Origin of the sequence: Sphingobium sp. JS3065, assembly GCF_026427355.1 — a bacterium.
In the GTDB taxonomy this organism is placed as follows: domain Bacteria; phylum Pseudomonadota; class Alphaproteobacteria; order Sphingomonadales; family Sphingomonadaceae; genus Sphingobium.
In genome coordinates this window covers 1669828-1686708 of record NZ_CP102664.1, presented here as the reverse complement: position 1 = coordinate 1686708, position 16881 = coordinate 1669828, and the positions used below count along the sequence as shown (strand labels likewise).

Sequence of the window (16881 nt, the reverse complement as noted above, 5' to 3'; positions counted from 1 at the left end):
CGGTCAAGCCTCGCCCCAATCTCGTTTCCGTTGCTCGACATCACGCTCGGCTCGGCGCTGCTCCCAGGCCATCGACTGATCGATCCGCCGTAACTGGTCCAGGACATAGGTCTGCACCTTGACTCGCGGATCTTCACGCCACCGTTCAAGCCGCGTGCGCTGCGCGCTCTCAGCTTCGACCCAACCGAACTCACCCCGCACGACGCCTGTCTTGCCAAGGACGCTCGAGACGCGGCTCAGCCACTCATCGCCTTCCTCAAGCCGATCAACCAGATCCATGCAGAGCGGATAGACCTGCTCGTTGCCTTCATAGGCAAGCAATGTGGTCAGGACGAAGGCAAGGTCGTCACGATCACCCTTTTTTACCACCTCGGCCAAGGGGGCCGCGATCTCCTGCGATAGCTTGGGGAAAACATTGCCGATGAGGCGGCCGCCGCGGAATTCGTGATGGAGCGGCTCATGGCTATGCCATCTCCGCGCGGCGTCGAGGAGCATTGCGGGCTCTCGGGACAGCGGCCCCTGAAGGTGGTGAAGCCGGAAGGGAATGGGATCGAAATGCCGGTCGCTGCCATCGCGCTCGCGATAGATCCGGGCCTCGAAGAATTCGAAGACGATTGCTGGGAAACGGTCGGCGATGATCGCCAGCACCTGATCGGCCCGATAGTCCACTTCGTGAACGTCGACGAAGGACTGCACCAGGTGCCGCGACTGCGCTTCGTCGAGCGCAGCAAGAAGCGCCCCTCTATGAAGGCCCCAGGCCCAGTTGATCCAGTTGGTCTTCTTCACGTCGGTCAGATGGCCAATGGCCGGCATGAAGACGGCATCGATCAGCCGTTGGTCAGGCGTCTTGTCGAACCGCTCCGCCGCGACGTTGAGGACGGTGAAAACGCCATCATCGTCCGCAAATTCGATCGCGCGCGCGGTGAGGGTGACCAGCGTATCCGGGGCAAATATCTCCTGGCAGCGCAGATAATCGCCAAGATTGGCGAGGAACCGCCCTTCGCCAATCCACCGGGCGATAAACTGTCGCGCGATCGACTGCTCACCGCTCTTGTCGGTGCCGAGCAGCAGCGAAACGAGCAGCGGCGAGAGCATATCGTCCATCGCGTCGAGAAAACGCGCGGCGACTTGAGGTTTCGTCTCGCCCAGGAGCTTCATGCAATCGCCCAGCGACTCGAGTTCTCCGCCCGTTTGTTTCGGTTCGGCGAGGTAGTGTCGGACCCGCTCGATCCAGGTGCCAGTAGTCTCGTCGGTGATCTGGGCGATGATATCTGGGTAGCTGCCAGCACGCCATTCCCGTGTGGCATCCGGATCGAAGGGATGCTCATCCCAGGCCGTGGGCCTGATCGAGTCATGGCCGATGAGCGTCTTGTAGAGGACGAACTCAGGATCGGCATTGAGCGCGTCGCGCAGCGCCAGCAGTTCGCCGACGATCTGCTGCTGCGCTGCGGCTAGCTCGGCATTGTCCGCCATGTGCGGCGGCAGCGCGTGGAAACGATAGTGGCAATGGATCGCGTCGGTCTCGCACCAGCGGCGCAATTCGAGCCCCCATTTGCCGATGCGTGCAGTCTGGATGGCGATGACGCGCGCGCCATCCTCCATGATGGTTCGCAAAAGGTCGTCGCTGCCGCCATTGTAGGGCGTTGCGCTAGCCTTGCGCAGCGCGTCGAGCACCGCGCGACGGGCGCCGTCATCCTCAGCGGCGTCGAGCAGCCGCTCGAGAATGTTAATCGCCTCTGTGCGCTGCATGCGGAGGACGTCCGAAACCGGGACTGCTCCCTGATGAAAGACCACGGTGGTCATCGAGTTCTGAGTCGTTCCGCCGAGTTCGGCGGAGAGCAGATTGCCAAGCATAGCGATGATCAAGCCGCGCGCGGCCGTAATCTCATCGGCCTTGAGCTTGCCAATCCCGTCCAGGATCAGCTGAGGGATCGCGGGGCCGTATTTATTCCAGATCGCTAGATCATGCTTCGAGAAGGTGACGGCGAGATCGAACCAAATCTTCCGTTCAATGTCGGTCGCCGCACCGGCGAACAGGCGGACCAGTGTGGTGAACGTCAGCTCAGGATCGCAGTAGAGATGATCGTTAATAAGCTGGGAAACCTTGCGTGCGATGTCGTCGCCGCCTTTGCCGGGATAATTTCCGAAAACCGTCTCGACGGGCGCGGAGTCCGATCCGCGGGTCCGGGCAACCGCATCGGCCAGCAACGGTACCAGCTTCACGAACTGTGCGGCACGATTGTCGAAATGGGGGAGGATGAGATCGTCGAGCTTTCCGATCGCCTCCGAAAGATCGTTGTTGTCAGTCGATGTAGCGAGGATCTCGATCGTTTCGTCTACGCTTTCGTCAGCGCGGATCAGTTGGTCGAAGTCGCGCGCGATCTTGTCGAAGTCATGACCGGCGGGCAGCAGATAGTCACGCATGACCTTGTCCATGCGCTCCTTGATGGCTTCCAAGCGCTTCTGCCCGACGTGCTGGAGGTTGGGCTGCTTGTAGATCGTGTCATGGCCCATTTCAGCCCAGGCATGATTGAGCAGGGTCTGCACCTGGATCTCAGCTCGGAGCCCTGCGAAGGATTGATATTCTGGAAGGGCCAACCGCTCGGGCTTCAATTGGACGAGATAGTTGGTGCTGTCGAACAGTCTCGTCTCGGTCTCGGTCCCCGGAACGGGATGATGGACATTCACGGTCACGACTTCGAAATTGTCGTGGATAATGCCCGTGTGATTGAATGCGTCGACCTGTGTGTTGGTGAGGAAGACCACGCGGGCTCCGGCAAGGTCCTTGATTTCCTCGTCGATGGCGGCGTTCAGGTCGACGCCCCGATTGAGAAGTTTCTTGCCAAGCGAATCCGCCTGCTTCGCGCGCCCTGTGATCGCATGTGGAACAATGAAATGTGCTTTGGTCGCCGCGACAAGGATATGGCGGATGGCCTTTACAAAGGCGCTATATCGACTGCGCCCCTCCCGCTTGTATTCGTCGAACGTCATATTTCCCTCGCATTCGTGCGGTCACACTTTTGCAGGAATCCGCCAAGGCTGGGCTTTCTGTCGCGCTCAGGACTGTCAGTCGCCACGGCCACGAATGATCTAATCACAGCGCTGCGCGTAGCTCAGCGATTCGTGCCGTGCAGTCCTCGTGGACGAGGCGGCCAAGCTCCTCGACGCGTTCGGAGAGCCAGGTCAGCTCTTCCTCGGTGATCCGATAGTGCCTTGAGAAGCGCGCCTTTACGTAGGCGTCCTTGAGTTTTGCAAAACGCGCTCTGGCTCGGGCATTGTCGCGGGGCCAAGCCTCGAAAAGGTGATTGGATTGCCGCTCGGCTTGGGTGCGCAGGAACGCCAGATTGTGGACGTGTGGCGTGTAAAAGGTCGTGACCAGAAGAATGCAGTGATACAGCCGTTCAGATGCCTGGTGCAGAGTGAACGCAGCATCGCGGTACTCTTTCTGAGACATATAAAAGTGAAAGCCCTTTTGAGCACTTAGGGCCGCAGAGAACCACTCCTCAAAATACTCGGAAGCAGCCGTGAACGCCTCATCCGGTGTTTTCGGCTTCGGCTGATGAAGTTCGCTGTCCTCGGCTTGATAAAGCGCGATTCCGTCGCGCGCGACATCTATGAAGAAGGAGCGCCCGTGCGCGAGCCCGTCATTTACCTCCTGAAGGGAATGGACAATGAAGTTTACGGGCGTCTTTAAATTCTGGGTAATCGTCCGCTCACGGTTCAGGCGTTCATCGGCCTTCTCCCAGTAAGCCACGCGATCGGTCAGCTCCTTCTGGTTGACGATGACGAGCAGATCGAAGTCCGATTGATATGCCTTTGCCGTGTGCGGCTCATCAACCCAGTTGCCGCGCGCATAGGAGCCGTAGAGAATGACCTTCAGGATGCGGCCAAGCTTGCGCTGGCCGTCAGGTTTGCCATGTGCATCATCGAATTCCTCGAACAGAATCTGAACGACACGATCAAGCTCGCGCCGCTTCGCTAGAGGGAGATGATCGAGTTCTGTTCGCATGGCTGTCCTGTTTCTGTTCTTCGCAATTATCCCTGGAGATGCCGCCGGGCATCTTTCAACAATAGGAACATGTGATTTGGATCCGATAACCCTGGGATGAAATCGAAATTCTGATAGAATTGGCGTGCAGCCTCGTCCTTGGCATGTGCAGCGATTGCACGAATTCCAGCGATATCGGCTGCCTGCAAAGTCCGCGTGAGGGCATCTTTCAGAAGACCGGAGCCGAGCCCTTTTCCTTGATAGCCAGTCGAAACGCCGAGCCGTGCAAGGATCATCAACGGAACGGGGTGCCGCGCCATTCCCTTTGTCAGGCGATCGGGCGCATCACTATGATCGACATGCCCCACAACCAGAGTGTGGAAACCCACAACCTCGTCTCCGGTTAGGGCAACGTAGGACTGGGATGCCCCGCCTTGCTGCGCCTGCCAGGCGTAGCGCGACAGGAACCGGTTGAGCTCCTCGCGACCGCAATCGAAAACATCGATGGCATGGTCGCGGCGAAGCTTTTCAATGCGAAACTGGGGCGCCATCGGTGCGCTTAACCTGGGTCCTGCTCGAACACGCTCGGCTTTGTAAGCAGTTCAGCCAGCCTTGGCGTGTGGCGAGGGGGCGCATCGAGTGCTGCCAGGAATGCCGCCCACTGGTCCGCGTCCAGATTGAACTCCCGACGATCGGGGAGCGTCTCTTCAGCGCGCGCCAATGCGCTTTCCAGCACGAATTCGCTGACCGAGCGATGCGCAGCGAGCGCAGCCTGTTGAAGCGTCCGCTTTGCAGTGGGTGACAGGCGTAGATCGAGTTTCTCAGTTCGGGCGGTAGCAGAAGCCATGACACACCTCCTTTCGATCCACCCCTCATACCCGACATGCCGGACAATGTCATGACATAATTTTACGCTTCCGTCACATTTTGCCGACGGGTCTAAATGTTCATTGGGCGCCCCCCTCGGCCGCATGGCATGACCCTATGGCCGAAATTCCGGGTCGGAGGGGAAGGGGGGATCGCGGCTGGAGGAGATTGGCTATGCGCCATGAATATTTCCCATCCATTCCAGATCGTCGATTCCAAAAGCGTGCGGATTTTGCTATAACCGTCACGCACAGGAACGCGGATCAAATGTCGCCAGATTCTGCCACCAATATGGATGAACCGGTCGTTCCAGCCGAGGAGTGGGTTCGGCCGCGCGCTGCGGACTATCTGTGGCGTCCATGGTACGCGAAGCTCTGGTGGGCTGCGATCCCCATCTACTGGCTTCCTGCCGGATCACCTTTCGGGATCGACTTCCTCGCGGATTTCTACACCAGCAGCGTTGGTATCTACCTCAATATTGTCTTTCTTCCCGTGACGGCTCTTATCGTTCTGGGGTTTGGCTTCGCCCGGAGGTGGCGCGAGAGCGACGCTTGGAGCGAAACGTACCCAGCCGAACACGGCAGGGCGAGCGCCTTCCACCGGCGAACGCCGGGTAGTCCCCCTGCTTATATGGATCCACTCAGTCCGCTTTCGGGCTCGATGTGGATTGGTAGCCCCAAGAGCCGGGCACGGCGCCACGGACGCTAATCCTTGCGTGTCTTGAATGACGGGTCGCCATCGTTGCTGCCATGATCCCGATCACCGGTTAGCCTCCCGCTGCTTAGCACCGAGGACTGTTCTCCCGAAACGATGGGAGCTGCATAGTCGAACGTGCCTCTGCCTGAATCTGCGTTTTCGAGATACCGGTTTCGAAGTCCTTGGGGTCCAAGGACCTGTCGTCCCAACTCCTCCGAGAAGGCTCTTTGCGGATTGCTTGATTTTGAAGCGGCCCGCTCCGCCGCTGCTATTGCATTGCGAACATCATAATTGACGATGTCCATCGTCGCCGACGCGCTCGAACTCGTCACGCTGGTCTCCGTACTATTGAATCCGAGGGTGCCCCCGACGTGCCCCTGTGCCCCCCGGCCACCGCGCGAGCTGCCTTTCGTGCTATCAGATGTGCTTCGTCCCCCTGACTCTGCTGAGGCCCCGCCGCCGATGTCTAGGTCAACCGCTGTTCCCATGGCATTTTGCTTGTCCGCCGAGCGGCTCAGCGACCGCTGCCACCCTGTCTGCGCCATGACCGCCTGAACGTCGCGCTGTAGGGTATCGGCAACCTGCGGCTTCAGCCGCCACTCGCCTTTGCGGTCCATCTCGAACCCGCCCTGCAGCCAGTTGGCCATCGCGGCACGGCCTTCCTCGCCGCCGCCCATGAAGTGCTCGATCGTGTCGGGGCCGGCTTGCTTGCCCGCTTCGAACCGCGTGCTCGTGTCATTGCGCGCGGATTGCTGGAACCCTGCGCTGCTGGATACGAGCAGATCGTTCTCGGCAAAGCTGAAGCGAGCATTTCCTCCCTTGGCCAATGCGCCAAACTGACTTTCGTTGATCAGGCCCGCGCGGAGCAACTGACCAGCCTGATCCGCGGTCAGGTTCATTGCGAGATCGCCATTCTGCGCCATTGCCAACTCGCGCTTCGACATGGTGATGCCGTGGCTGCGCAGCAGCCCCTGCATCCGGCTCAGCCGCTCGTTATCGACGATCCTGGTCAGCCGCTCGTTGCCGGCGCGATCGGCGATGCCCGCAGCACCGCCCTCAGCCATATCGACCTGATTGCCGGCCGTCCGGCTCAGAGCCTGGATGAAGCTGTCGAGGTGCGCCGCCTCGCGCGTTGAGACGCCGGCCGCTGCGGCGCCTTCTGCAAACCCGAAATTATCGGACTGTCGGCGTTGCTCTCCGATCCGCGCAGCCGACCGCGTGCCGCCGGTGCCCACCTCGCGCTGGGCGTCGAGTTTGCCCGAGCGCTCGGCGAAATCATATTCTGCCGCTTCGCGGGTCCGCCCATAGACACTTGTTCCTTCGCGACCGGCCTCGGCCGTCGCACCATCGGCGGTGCCGACCTGGGTCGCGGCATTGTAAGTTTCGAGGGCGTGAAGCACCTGCGCCTCGTTGCGTCCAGTGGCGCGGGAGAGTTGAGAGATTGCGGAACTGCGGGCTTCACCGGATAGCGCGTTGACGAAGCCGATGCGGCGCGCGGTCTCTTGTGGAGGAAGGCCGAGCATTTGCGCGGCGTCGCGCTGGCCCTGGTTGCTGCCGGTGCGCAGCGCCTGCTCGGTCGCGACGTTGCCGCGCTCGATCCCGGCGACACTTTCCCCGGCAAAGTCCCGCCGGCCTTCCATCGCGCCAACTTGAATCTGGGCCGATGTCAGGTCGTTGGCAATCATCTGCTCCTGATCATAGGCATTGGCGATCAGCTTGGCGAAGGTCGGGTCGGACTGCGCCTCGCCGATCACGCCCGACGCCTTCAACTCGGCGTCCTTCGCCGAATAGCCGCCGCGCTCGAAATGGCGCGTCGCCCCCTGCATCATCATGCCGTAAGCCCGCTGGTCGCCAAATGCCCGCCACTGGACGAGATTCTGCGAAAATGCCGCGAATGCCTTCTCGCCGGTCTCGCCCTGGCCGAAATAAGTGTTGCCGAGTGACCGAAGCGCGTCCTTCTCGGCGAACTGGTGAATTGCGCTGGTGGCGGCATTGGCCTGGACCGCGCGGGCTACTTGCGGGTCGCCCAGGTCACGGCCGTTGAGGGCCGGCGACAGGCTGCCCATCTGCCGCGCGCCCTCGATGCCGCCGAGCGCGAACGCGGTGCCACCCGCCGCACCCGGCCGTTCGCCAAGAATACGGCCAGCCTCACCATAGGCGCGATTGGCGCCGAAGGTCGAACGCTCGCCAAAGTCGCCAAAGCTCGAAGCGGCGCCGGCGCGCGCGCGCGTGCCTGCGGCCGAGGCCTGACTCTCGAGTGCCGAGGCGTAGCCTTCGCTCGTGCCGAGCGATGCCGCGGCCGCGCTGGCCTGGCCAGTGACGCCAAGGGTGCCGCTGGTGAAGGAAGTGAAGACATTGCCGCTGAACCGAAAGACGGTGAACACGAATGCGCCGGCTAAGCCAGCGGCAGCCGTGCGGAAGCTCCCGAAGATTGCCAGTGCCTTCATTGCCGCCGACGGGGCCAGCAACCAGGCATTGGCGCCGAGCGCATTCGATCGCATCTCGGCGAGCGCATCAGCCGCGCGGCCAAGCGTCAGCTGATAGATACCGGCATCGATGACACCCCAGAGCGCCACGAATACGAACAGGCCAAGCGCGAAGCTCGCGACACGTAGATTGATCGGCGTCAGGATGAACAGCAGCGCGACGGGTATCATGAACAGCATGATCCCGAACACCGTCGCGCGGATTGTCGGCATCCATTCATTGGCGACCGACATCGTCGCCAAGCCGTTCGAAACGACCGCCCGGTTGGCCATCACGCGTGCGGCTGTCGCCGGGGAATCCTCGAACAGCACATCGCCCACCGTATTGCCGAGCAAGATATGGGACATCAGCGCCTGGATGGTCAGGGGACGGCCGAGCATCATCTGTCCCATTTCACCGAGCTGCTGGCGGCAACGGGCGAGTTGCTGGGCATTGGCCGTATCGAATCCGGTCCGCGAACAGACCTGCTGGCTATAGCTCTCGAACAGGGTCGGGTCGGACAGCCGGTCCGAGATATGCGCCCAGGCATCGGTGCAACTCACCGTTGTCCCGCCCTTGTCGGACTCGGTATAGACCGTCGAAAAGGTCGCTGGCCCCGCCATCGCCGCGAACGCCGCAGGCAGGTCGGTGGTCGTGCGGAACAGCTTGTCGTCGTCGACGCCATAGGCAGCCGAAACACGCGCGACCGGATAGCATTGACGGACGTAATCCTTGATCGTCGCGTCCAGGAACGTGTCGGTCATCGGCCCGCGCGGCGAGACCGCGTTCAGGAACAGGTCGAAGCTGTGCCCGCCGGCGCCGAACTCGATCTTGGCATTGGGATCGAGGGTGTTGTCGTCGATCGTCTCCACCAGTGCTCGCTCGATCATGTTGGTCGCACCCGCCACCAGCACCAGCAAGGTGGGCACGCCGCCGACCGGCTGATAGGCATTACGGACCCTGTCGTAGACATGGACCGTGCCCGTGGTGGCGATCAGCCCGACGAAGATGCCGATGCCGACGAGGATCTGGAAACCGAACGCCACCAGTCCCATGCCCGAGCCGCGAACGCTGGCGAGAAGCGCACCCAGGCCGATGCCGACGGTCGCGACGATCAGCACCAGCGTCTCATAGCGCGGATCCGCGAAAATCATCGACACCAGCCGGAACGCATCGACCGTCTCGGCGAACCCGTCATAGGTGTGAAAGCTGGTATCGACCGCAAACGCGGGGGTCGCGGCGAGAAGCGCGGGCAGGAAGGCGAGGGGCTTGGCGAGGCGGCGCATGGCGATCTCTTCGGCTATTGGTTGCGAGTGGCGGCGGCGCCGGCGGCATCGCGCGCGTCGCGGTCGCGCTGGCGGACGAGGCCGGCATAGTTGGCCGACAGGTTCGCCTGGTTGAGCGCCGCCATGTAGCTTTGGCGCATCTGCGCGCGTTGGCGCAGCACCTCGTCCCGCAGGTCGCGCAGTTGCTCGATGCCTTTGGACAGGATCCGGGTCTGGCAGATCGTGGCACTATTACCGTCCGCCGCGCCCGCGGCGCTCGTGCCGCGCTCGGCATTGCTCACCGCGAAATCAATCGTGCGCGTAAGGTCGTTGAGCATCTGATAGGCGAGGGTGAGCGCGACCAGTTCGTCTGTGTCGCCAATGACCGAGTTCACCACGCCCTGACGCACGCCCCATTCCAGCATGCGATAGACCGGCAGCGTCCGGACATTGGCGACAAACTGCCGCTCTTCTGCTGACAGCGCAGCGCGCGTGCGAATCTTGGTAGCGATCGACTCCATTCGCTCGCGCGCCAGGATCAATGCCCCGCGCCCGGTCCCATCCTGCGCGCAATCGGCGCCGGTCGGGGGAATGTTCAGCGCTCGCTTCTGGACTCGACCTGTCAGGAAATCCTGGGGGCTCTCCGTATCCTGCGCTGGGCATTGTGGGATCGCGGTGAACAGCGGCACCTTATCCGTCGGATCCCAGCGCATATAAACGTCACCGACCCTGGCGCGCATCACGCTTGCCCAGTCGCCCGCTCCGACCCGCGTCGCGGCATGGCTCAAGAGCGAGCCGGTGCGGAAGATCTCGGTGACCTCGGCCGGGCAATTGGTCAGAGCGTCGCGCAGATCCTCGGTCGGATTGTTGTTGTTGGCCTGTATTTTCTCGCGGGAGTTCTGGTAGCTTTTGGCGAAGCCTTGCTTGACCGATTTGTAGCCGGTCATCTCCTCGATAATACCCGACATATTGTCGTCGCCCTTGGCGATCTGAACCATGCGGTTGGCGAGGCGGCAGTCATTGACCTGGATCGAGTTCAGGAAGTTGGTCGCCGCTTCCATCTTCGAGATGATGTTCCCCATCTTCTCGTCGAGCGTCTCGAGCAGATACTGGAACGCGACCGCAGGCGCGGCCTGCAGGATGCTCTCGAGCTTCTGCACGAGATAGTCCGGGTCCAGGAACGACATGCCGCCCAGGAACATGTCGATGCCGCCGCAGCCGGCTTTCACCTTGGGAAGCGTCAACGACATCAGATAGTCGTTATGGACATCGACCCGGCCCGACATGCCGCCTGCGGTCACATAACCGCGCGTCTGGTCCTCGAAGCTGCCCGGACTGGTATAGGTGACATTGTCGAACCAGCTCTCGGCCCAGCTCTGTGCGCTCGCTGGCGCGGCATTCGCAGCCGTCGCAAGGATCAGGCCCGAGAGGAAAAGGCGGACGCGGGTGGGGGCTGGGAACATGGCGGGCTCCTGTTGAAATCAAGGGGAAGGAGAGGTGCTGCGCCCGCCATTGCTCAGCGCCTCCCTTGTGATTGTGCCGGCATGCCGACGATGCCGGTGAATTTGGACATGGCGCGCACCCCCACTGCGGGCCGCACGCCGGTCAACATCTTCGCCGCGAGATAGAGGTTGCGCGCAAGGTTGGCGCTGTGATCGGTGCCGATCGCGATCGGCACCACGCGCCCCGCGTCGGCGATCGGGCGCGCCCAGGAAACCGGATGCCCGACCCAGGGCAGACCGAGCCGCCCCGATCGGATCATCGCCTCTTGCGCGCTGATCGTCCGAACCTGCCAGCCATAACGTGCTCCAAGCGCCGTTAGCTTGGTCCAGAGATCGCCGCAGGGAACGCATCCCGGTGTGGTGGTCATCTCGATGACGAACGCCGGCCCCTGACCGCGCAGCGTGGCGTTGAAATCGTCTGGGAAATCGCGCGTCGCCGGGACCCGCGACAACCAGGCGTGCATGCCATTGCTGTCTGCAACCGGATGGATCGCGGCGCGCATCGCCTGCTCGCGCGTAACGGTCTGCGCGGCAGCAGCGGATCCGGTGTCTATCATCAAGCCCAGGATGCCGATCAGGGCGACGAGCCGGATCACCGCTTCGGCTCCAGGCTGACATCGACGAGATCGCCGCCCAAGGCTCGCGGATCGGTCGCCGAGACCGGGCCGTTGCCGAGCGCATCGAAGAAGCCGTCATCCTCGCCGGGGCCGGTCATGAACTGTTCGGGGCGAATATCGCCGCGCAGCAGCCGCACTGCCTGGTAGGCCATCTGCGCGAGATTGGGATAAGCCTCGACGCCACTCGCGATCACCATGCGCTGCGCGCTGCCGCGCCGGATGATCATCGTGGTCGGCGTGATTTCAACGCCGAACCGCTGCCCGACCTCAGGTCGTTTGCCGACGTCCATCAGCGTGACCTGCCAGCCCATCTCCTCCTGGAAGCGTTGGACGATCGGCCATTGGACACGGCAATAGCCGCAGGTCGAACGCGAAAACATGACGAGCGCGAATTCATTGGCATGTGCGCGCAGATAGCCGCGGCGGATCGCATCCTTCTGCGCCGTGAGTTCCGATCGCGCGTCACCGACCATCGGGTTCGCGGATTTCGAATTGAGCTCGGGGTGCTGGAGCATTGCGATCTGGGTCACGCCCGCAAACGCCCGCGCCTTGCGCCGCGCGAAGTCCTGCAGTCGCCAGAAGTCGGAGACCGCATCGACCGTCAGCACCGTGGCGGCATAGTCGCGCTGCTGCTCGATCAGCTTTCGGATCTTGGGCGGCGTCCAGGTCGCAAGCTCTGCCATCGGTGGGATGACGGGCTTGGCCAGTGCTTCTGGATCCTCGGCCGCGGGCGGCGGAGCCTTGGGCGCCTCGTACCACCAATAGCCTTGCTTCAGTTTCGCCGGATCGCCGGAGCTTTGCGCGAACGCGGTTGCCGGGAGCAACAGGCTGGTGGCAATCGCCGCGGCGCCGAGCATGACGCGGCGGCTCACAGCAGCCGCTCCATCCGGGTTAGCCGGCTGATCGGGACCAAACCGAAATAGCGGCTGTCGAACCCACGCGGGTGGTGCGATCCGATATAGACCATGCCGCGCGGGATCACGCCGCTCCACTGGAAATGCTCCAGCTTGAGGCCGTGAATCCCATAGGGAAGGCTGACCCCGAGCAGCACGCCATTGCAGAAAAAATGAGCGTCCCAGGATTTGGGCGCACCGACCGACGGTGTTTCGATCAGTGTCAGCCGCTCGCCCGGCATGCAAAGCGCGTGCTTGGTGACGCTGACCGGCTTGGGTCCGGCGATCGGATGGTGGAGCGTGAACATCACATAGTCGCCCTTCGCGATCGGCCCCGGCGCCTTGCGGACGGCCCAGGCGCCGATCGAGGGGCTCATCACTAGGCTGATCTGGGGCAGGACAATCGCCGCGAGCAGCGCCACGGGCAGGACGATCGCAAGCGCGCGCCACAAACGCGCAGGCCGTGCCGGCTCGCCCAGGCCCTGTGCTCCGAGCGCGACCGCAGCCTTGCCCGGCAGGCGCCGGAGCCGCGGCCACAGGCCAAGGACGGCGTTAACGAGCGCCCAAAAGAGCCTGAGCATCGCGCACCTCCTTGTCGCCGCCCAATCGGGCATATTCTTCCAACAGACCCGGGAGTGCGCTGTCGCCATAGACGACATGAGACGCTCTCGGGCTCTCATCCTCGCGCTCGCAATAGGCTTGGGTCGGATCTCCCGGGACCATGGCCAGCGCGGGTACGCGGGCGACCCCGTGTTGCCGAAACACGATCGGGTCGACGATGAGCTGGATGTTGCGCATCGCGCAGGACGGCCCCTCGCACCCTGGATCGATCCGGAGAATCTCGGCCGACAGCTTCGCCATCGGCCCAACCTTGTGCAGACCACCCGGCATGCCGCGAAAGGCGAGGACGCCATGCACCCGTTCGAGTTGCGCGGCGTAGGTTCGCAGGATCGGGACGGGTATCGACGACGAGACGAACAGCACCGGCACCCACGCTTTGATCGTGGGGGAGGGCGCTGTCTTGGCCACCGCCTCCATCTCGCCGGGCTCGAGTCCGAGCGCTTGCCGCAGTCGCTTTGCCTGCGCCTCGCGTTCGGCGGCCATCCGCGCTTCGCCGGCAGCGAGGGCGGCGCGGGCGCGTGCGTCGATCGCGGGCGTAGGAAGCCGACTGCGGAGGCCCTCGAAGGCGCGCCGACGCTCTGCCTCGCTGGGGCCAGGGGGCAGCTTGGGGTCCGGCACATCAGCGCGCCCCTCCCTGGCGCGTGTGACAGCGCCTTTCACCCGTTCCATCGCCGCGTCGCCCTGGTCCTGGATGCGCTCGCGCGCCGAATCCTGGGCGAGCGCCACGGTTGCGATTGCAAACCCGGCCAGGGCGAGGGCGCTACTCGCCGACCGCCTTGAGATACGCATTGACGCGCTCCTTCATATCGATCTGGATGTCGGATTGGGCGCGAGCCTCGATGTCCGCATAATATTCGGATAGGTCCATTTTGGAGAAATCCAGCGCCTGGAACTCTTCAGGCGTGAAGCCCCGGCACATCGGCTTTTTGGGCGAGCCCCACAGATTGCCGTTGAACGCCTTCAATTGCGGGCGGCCCTGCTCCTGAATGATGCGGCCGAGCTTGGTGTTGAAGCAGCAATGGCCGCGCGCCTTTTGCAGGCAGATCCCGAGGAAGCTCGAGGTGCAGTAGCTGCCGACCTCGTGGCACATGCCCGAGCCGCGCAGCATGCCGACTTCCATGTCCTGTTGGTCGCAGCCCTGGAGAAGCACCTCGATCATGAAATTGATCGCAAGGCTGATCGCGATCGAGGTTGGATCAAGGCCGATGATCAGTGCATTGGCGCCGGCATTCGCTGCCTGGCCCGCGGTCGCCCCGGCACGGAACGCTGTAAAGGCCGCGCTCATGCCGGTGAAGACGCCCTTGGCGACCGCGATCTTGGTGCCGATCGAACCGATCGACGATCCCATGCCGTCCTTGACGATTTTGCCCTTATCCTTGCAGCAGTTCGAGAGGGTCGTGCTGAGCCCGGGGGGCCGGCAGCGCATCGCGCGGCCGCTGAATATCTCGATCGTACCCAGGCAATTGCCGTCGGCATCGACCGGGCCGTCGGGCGCCGTGCCGGGGTCCTCGATCGGAGGCTCCTCGACAATCGGATTGGCCGCCACATCGGCGCAGCTATGGGGCGAACAGGTCGCGCCGCCATTCTTGGGCAGGCAGGCGAACTGGGATCCGAGCGGGCAGCTATAATCGCCGGAAGGGGCCGCCACGCAGGCGATCTCCTCGAGCGGGCATTGATACTGGCCGCTCGAGGTGATGGTGCAATAGGCCATCTCGCCGGCGTCGGCTGCGTCGCCATTGCCGTTGAGATCGGCGGCGCACATCTGCTGTGCGGAAGCAGGCTGTGGCTGGCACGCCGCGACCAAGGCGCAGCCGAACAGCACCGCATGTGCCGCACTGCGTGGCAAAAGGAGCCACCGCGCGATCATCGCACCGTCCCCGTGCAGACAAGGTCCGCGCCGCCCAGGCGCACGGTCTGCATCATCACGACCGCCTCGGGAAAATCGTCGAGACAGCCGCAAGCCGAGACGATCTCCTCGCCAGGGCCGGTCGGACAGGCATTGTCGCTCCCGCAAGCATGATAGAAGCTGTCGTAGGCGGTCGGATTGTTCTGCAGGCTGCCGACGACGCCGGCCGGCGCCGCGGCCGTATTCACGCGAGGCGCGCGTGTTTTGCAAATGGGCTCGCATGCAGGCACGCTGCCACGATCTGGCAAGCTGAATGGCCGCGTCGATTCCGCGAAGCTACCATCCCCCTGCCGCGCGCGATCGGCCAATATCGTCTCGGTCGAATGGTCGATGATATAGGTGCCACGGCTCGTGTCCGGTTTCGGTAGCGATGTGCTGTCGATCGCGCATCGATAGGTCCTGTCCTTCTGAAAGAAGTCCCGGGTGAGGGATACCGGACAGGCTTCGGTGCCGAGGAGCCGCGTCTGGGGCAGCGGACGCAGGCCCGTGCTGATGCCGTTCCGGAAGGTCTGGACGCCATCGATCATCTCGCTATCGACCCGGCATTTGGAATCGGCCGCGATTGCCCCGCAATGATCGACCAGCTGTTCGACGGTTCGGCAGCTATCGTCGACCTCGACATGGACCCGCGCCATGCCCTCCCCGTGATCGCCAACCGCGACGCGCAACCAGATCTCATGGTCGCCCGGGGTGAGCCAGGGCTTCAGATCGAGATTGGGATAAGCGTAAAAAGTTCGCCCCAGCTCGCATCGGCCTGGAGGAAAGCCGGTCGAGGTCCAGGGGCTTGGGCCGGACGCGACCAGCGTGCCATCGATCCGGACCTGGCCCCAATCGTCCGCGAAATACTCCGCGAGCCGTGCGTCGACGATACGGTCGGAAGCGCCGACATGCAGCGTCATCTTGAAGTCGAACAGGCGGCAGCTTCCCCCGGAAAGGCTGTTGTCGCTCGGAGAGCCCAGATAGAAGTCGACCGCCTTGCCGCTCTTGATCGTCGAATAGCCGCCGCTCGTCCGGGTGATGATATCGTCGATGCCGGATTTGACGACCGTCACTTGCCGCTCGATCGTGCAGTGCCGGAGTTGCTGCGCGGTCCCGTGGCCGACCGGCGAGCCGGATAGCGACTGGAACACATGGTTGCTGGACGCCGCTGCGAATGCATCGCCCGCGAGCGCGCTGGGGTTGGCGCGATAAGCGGTCTGGGCAAGCGAGGGGTCGCTCGTGCAGGCGGTCGACTGGGCGCCGACATAGCGGATCGAGGGGCCGTCGATCATCGCCTGCGCGACACCGATGCGTGGATCGGCCGTGGTGAGCGCGCCGATCATCCCGCCGCCCAGGTCCCCGAGCACCGAGGCCATGTTGCCCCAGGCGAGATTGGTCCCGCAGCTATTGTTTATGCAGTAGCAACCGGCGAGCTGCGGCATGTCGACCTGGGTGAGCTTCAGATTGCGCGCCGTATCCATGTCCCAGCGAAAATAGTTGCACTGGTTCCAGGTGCCTGGCTGGCAGGAGATCACGCCGTTCGCGCAAATGCCCGAGACCGGCACCGGCAGATTGATGCGGCTGTCGACCGTGCCATCGAAGTCGGTGTCCCGCGCGATCTGAACTGAGGCCAGGTCGCCGGAGGAGGCCGGTTGGACCAGCACTTCCATCAGCGTCGCCGTCTTCTGACAGGCCAGATTGGGAGTGAATGCCTTGCTGCTGTCGACCGTCGTGATCGGCTGCCCCGAAAGCCCCGGCGTGACATAGTTGCGCTGTAGAGCCTCGCTGTCGCCGGACTTGGCGCGCGCGGCTTCGGCCGCTGTCCGCGCGCGCTCCTCCATTGTCTGGGCGAGCGCGGGCGGCGCCGAAAAGAGGGTGGCCAGCGCGGTCGCGGTAACGGTCCAGACCAGGGGGAGCAGCCCGGACCGCCAGGGGAGCGTGACGACCGCGCTGGCCGTGGGTGGAGCGACGCCGCGGGGGGACGTCGGCGTCGCTCCCGCCTCGCGTGCGCGCCAGCGGCCGTCAGGGCCTTGGCGGGCAGACCTCCGGTAATTGCCGGCGGCGTGCGCGAGACGTTCTTG

The 16881-nt window shown here is 63.3% G+C and carries 13 protein-coding genes; 1 reads left to right on the top strand and 12 read right to left on the bottom strand.

All coding sequences use genetic code 11. The features are described 5' to 3' along the window. Nucleotides 1-3 precede the first annotated feature (3 nt). The 4 genes from NUH86_RS08040 to NUH86_RS08025 form a co-directional block, all read right to left on the bottom strand. A complete protein-coding gene (locus NUH86_RS08040) occupies nucleotides 4-2991 on the bottom strand; it encodes a RelA/SpoT domain-containing protein (RefSeq protein WP_267251932.1) in 2988 nt (995 codons plus the stop codon). A 103-nt stretch (nucleotides 2992-3094) separates the two neighbouring features. Next, the gene (locus NUH86_RS08035) at nucleotides 3095-4009 is read right to left on the bottom strand and encodes a nucleotidyltransferase domain-containing protein (protein ID WP_267251931.1); all 915 of its coding nucleotides are present in this window, start codon (nucleotides 4007-4009) and stop codon (nucleotides 3095-3097) included. A gap of 26 nt (nucleotides 4010-4035) precedes the next feature. Continuing rightward, nucleotides 4036-4539 carry a GNAT family N-acetyltransferase gene (locus NUH86_RS08030; protein ID WP_267251930.1) on the bottom strand — a complete coding sequence of 168 codons (504 nt, stop codon included), beginning with the start codon at nucleotides 4537-4539 and terminating at the stop codon, nucleotides 4036-4038. A gap of 8 nt (nucleotides 4540-4547) precedes the next feature. Continuing rightward, entirely contained in the window at nucleotides 4548-4835 is a 288-nt protein-coding gene (locus NUH86_RS08025) for a DUF1778 domain-containing protein (RefSeq protein WP_006960007.1), read from the bottom strand. A 194-nt stretch (nucleotides 4836-5029) separates the two neighbouring features. Between NUH86_RS08025 and NUH86_RS08020 the strand changes: the two genes are divergently transcribed. After that, entirely contained in the window at nucleotides 5030-5563 is a 534-nt protein-coding gene (locus NUH86_RS08020; RefSeq protein ID WP_267251929.1) for a hypothetical protein, read from the top strand. On the opposite strand, the gene NUH86_RS08015 is transcribed toward NUH86_RS08020, so the two are convergent. Genes NUH86_RS08015 through NUH86_RS07980 form a run of 8 tightly spaced genes read right to left on the bottom strand, consistent with a single transcriptional unit; the run spans nucleotide 5560 to nucleotide 16641 of the window. Continuing rightward, nucleotides 5560-9303, bottom strand: a complete 3744-nt coding sequence (locus NUH86_RS08015) for a conjugal transfer protein TraG N-terminal domain-containing protein (RefSeq protein WP_267251928.1) — start codon at nucleotides 9301-9303, stop codon at nucleotides 5560-5562. The two genes, NUH86_RS08020 and NUH86_RS08015, sit on opposite strands and share 4 nt — an antisense overlap. A 14-nt stretch (nucleotides 9304-9317) precedes the next feature. Continuing rightward, nucleotides 9318-10745: a conjugal transfer protein TraH gene (locus NUH86_RS08010; RefSeq protein WP_267251927.1), complete on the bottom strand. Its 1428-nt coding sequence runs from the start codon at nucleotides 10743-10745 to the stop codon at nucleotides 9318-9320. 53 nt (nucleotides 10746-10798) lie between these two features. Then, on the bottom strand, nucleotides 10799-11341 hold the full coding sequence (locus tag NUH86_RS08005) for a hypothetical protein (RefSeq protein ID WP_416365365.1): 543 nt from the start codon (nucleotides 11339-11341) through the stop codon (nucleotides 10799-10801). Between the two features lie 35 nt (nucleotides 11342-11376). Beyond that, on the bottom strand, nucleotides 11377-12258 hold the full coding sequence (locus NUH86_RS08000; RefSeq protein ID WP_267252065.1) for a conjugal transfer protein TraF: 882 nt from the start codon (nucleotides 12256-12258) through the stop codon (nucleotides 11377-11379). A gap of 11 nt (nucleotides 12259-12269) precedes the next feature. Further along, the gene (locus NUH86_RS07995) at nucleotides 12270-12875 is read right to left on the bottom strand and encodes a S26 family signal peptidase (RefSeq protein WP_267251926.1); all 606 of its coding nucleotides are present in this window, start codon (nucleotides 12873-12875) and stop codon (nucleotides 12270-12272) included. Continuing rightward, the gene (locus NUH86_RS07990) at nucleotides 12847-13704 is read right to left on the bottom strand and encodes a type-F conjugative transfer system pilin assembly protein TrbC (RefSeq protein WP_267251925.1); all 858 of its coding nucleotides are present in this window, start codon (nucleotides 13702-13704) and stop codon (nucleotides 12847-12849) included. The genes NUH86_RS07995 and NUH86_RS07990 overlap by 29 nt, the downstream gene beginning before the upstream one ends. Continuing rightward, nucleotides 13676-14782 (bottom strand): conjugal transfer protein TraN, encoded by a 1107-nt coding sequence (gene traN, locus NUH86_RS07985; protein ID WP_267251924.1) that lies wholly within the window; start codon nucleotides 14780-14782, stop codon nucleotides 13676-13678. Before traN ends, NUH86_RS07990 begins: the two co-directional genes overlap by 29 nt. Further along, nucleotides 14779-16641, bottom strand: a complete 1863-nt coding sequence (locus tag NUH86_RS07980) for a hypothetical protein (RefSeq protein WP_267252064.1) — start codon at nucleotides 16639-16641, stop codon at nucleotides 14779-14781. The genes traN and NUH86_RS07980 overlap by 4 nt, the downstream gene beginning before the upstream one ends. Between the last annotated feature and the right edge of the window lie 240 nt (nucleotides 16642-16881).

Excerpts from the sequence above, each read along its gene's own strand:
- NUH86_RS08040 (WP_267251932.1), bottom strand. The coding sequence starts at position 2,991 with ATGACGTTCGACGAATACAAGCGGGAGGGGCGCAGTCGATATAGCGCC.
- NUH86_RS08035 (WP_267251931.1), bottom strand. The coding sequence starts at position 4,009 with ATGCGAACAGAACTCGATCATCTCCCTCTAGCGAAGCGGCGCGAGCTT.
- NUH86_RS08030 (WP_267251930.1), bottom strand. The coding sequence starts at position 4,539 with ATGGCGCCCCAGTTTCGCATTGAAAAGCTTCGCCGCGACCATGCCATC.
- NUH86_RS08025 (WP_006960007.1), bottom strand. The coding sequence starts at position 4,835 with ATGGCTTCTGCTACCGCCCGAACTGAGAAACTCGATCTACGCCTGTCA.
- NUH86_RS08020 (WP_267251929.1), top strand. The coding sequence starts at position 5,030 with ATGCGCCATGAATATTTCCCATCCATTCCAGATCGTCGATTCCAAAAG.
- NUH86_RS08015 (WP_267251928.1), bottom strand. The coding sequence starts at position 9,303 with ATGCGCCGCCTCGCCAAGCCCCTCGCCTTCCTGCCCGCGCTTCTCGCC.
- NUH86_RS08010 (WP_267251927.1), bottom strand. The coding sequence starts at position 10,745 with ATGTTCCCAGCCCCCACCCGCGTCCGCCTTTTCCTCTCGGGCCTGATC.
- NUH86_RS08005 (WP_416365365.1), bottom strand. The coding sequence starts at position 11,341 with ATGATAGACACCGGATCCGCTGCTGCCGCGCAGACCGTTACGCGCGAG.
- NUH86_RS08000 (WP_267252065.1), bottom strand. The coding sequence starts at position 12,258 with ATGCTCGGCGCCGCGGCGATTGCCACCAGCCTGTTGCTCCCGGCAACC.
- NUH86_RS07995 (WP_267251926.1), bottom strand. The coding sequence starts at position 12,875 with ATGCTCAGGCTCTTTTGGGCGCTCGTTAACGCCGTCCTTGGCCTGTGG.
- NUH86_RS07990 (WP_267251925.1), bottom strand. The coding sequence starts at position 13,704 with ATGCGTATCTCAAGGCGGTCGGCGAGTAGCGCCCTCGCCCTGGCCGGG.
- traN (WP_267251924.1), bottom strand. The coding sequence starts at position 14,782 with ATGATCGCGCGGTGGCTCCTTTTGCCACGCAGTGCGGCACATGCGGTG.
- NUH86_RS07980 (WP_267252064.1), bottom strand. The coding sequence starts at position 16,641 with ATGGAGGAGCGCGCGCGGACAGCGGCCGAAGCCGCGCGCGCCAAGTCC.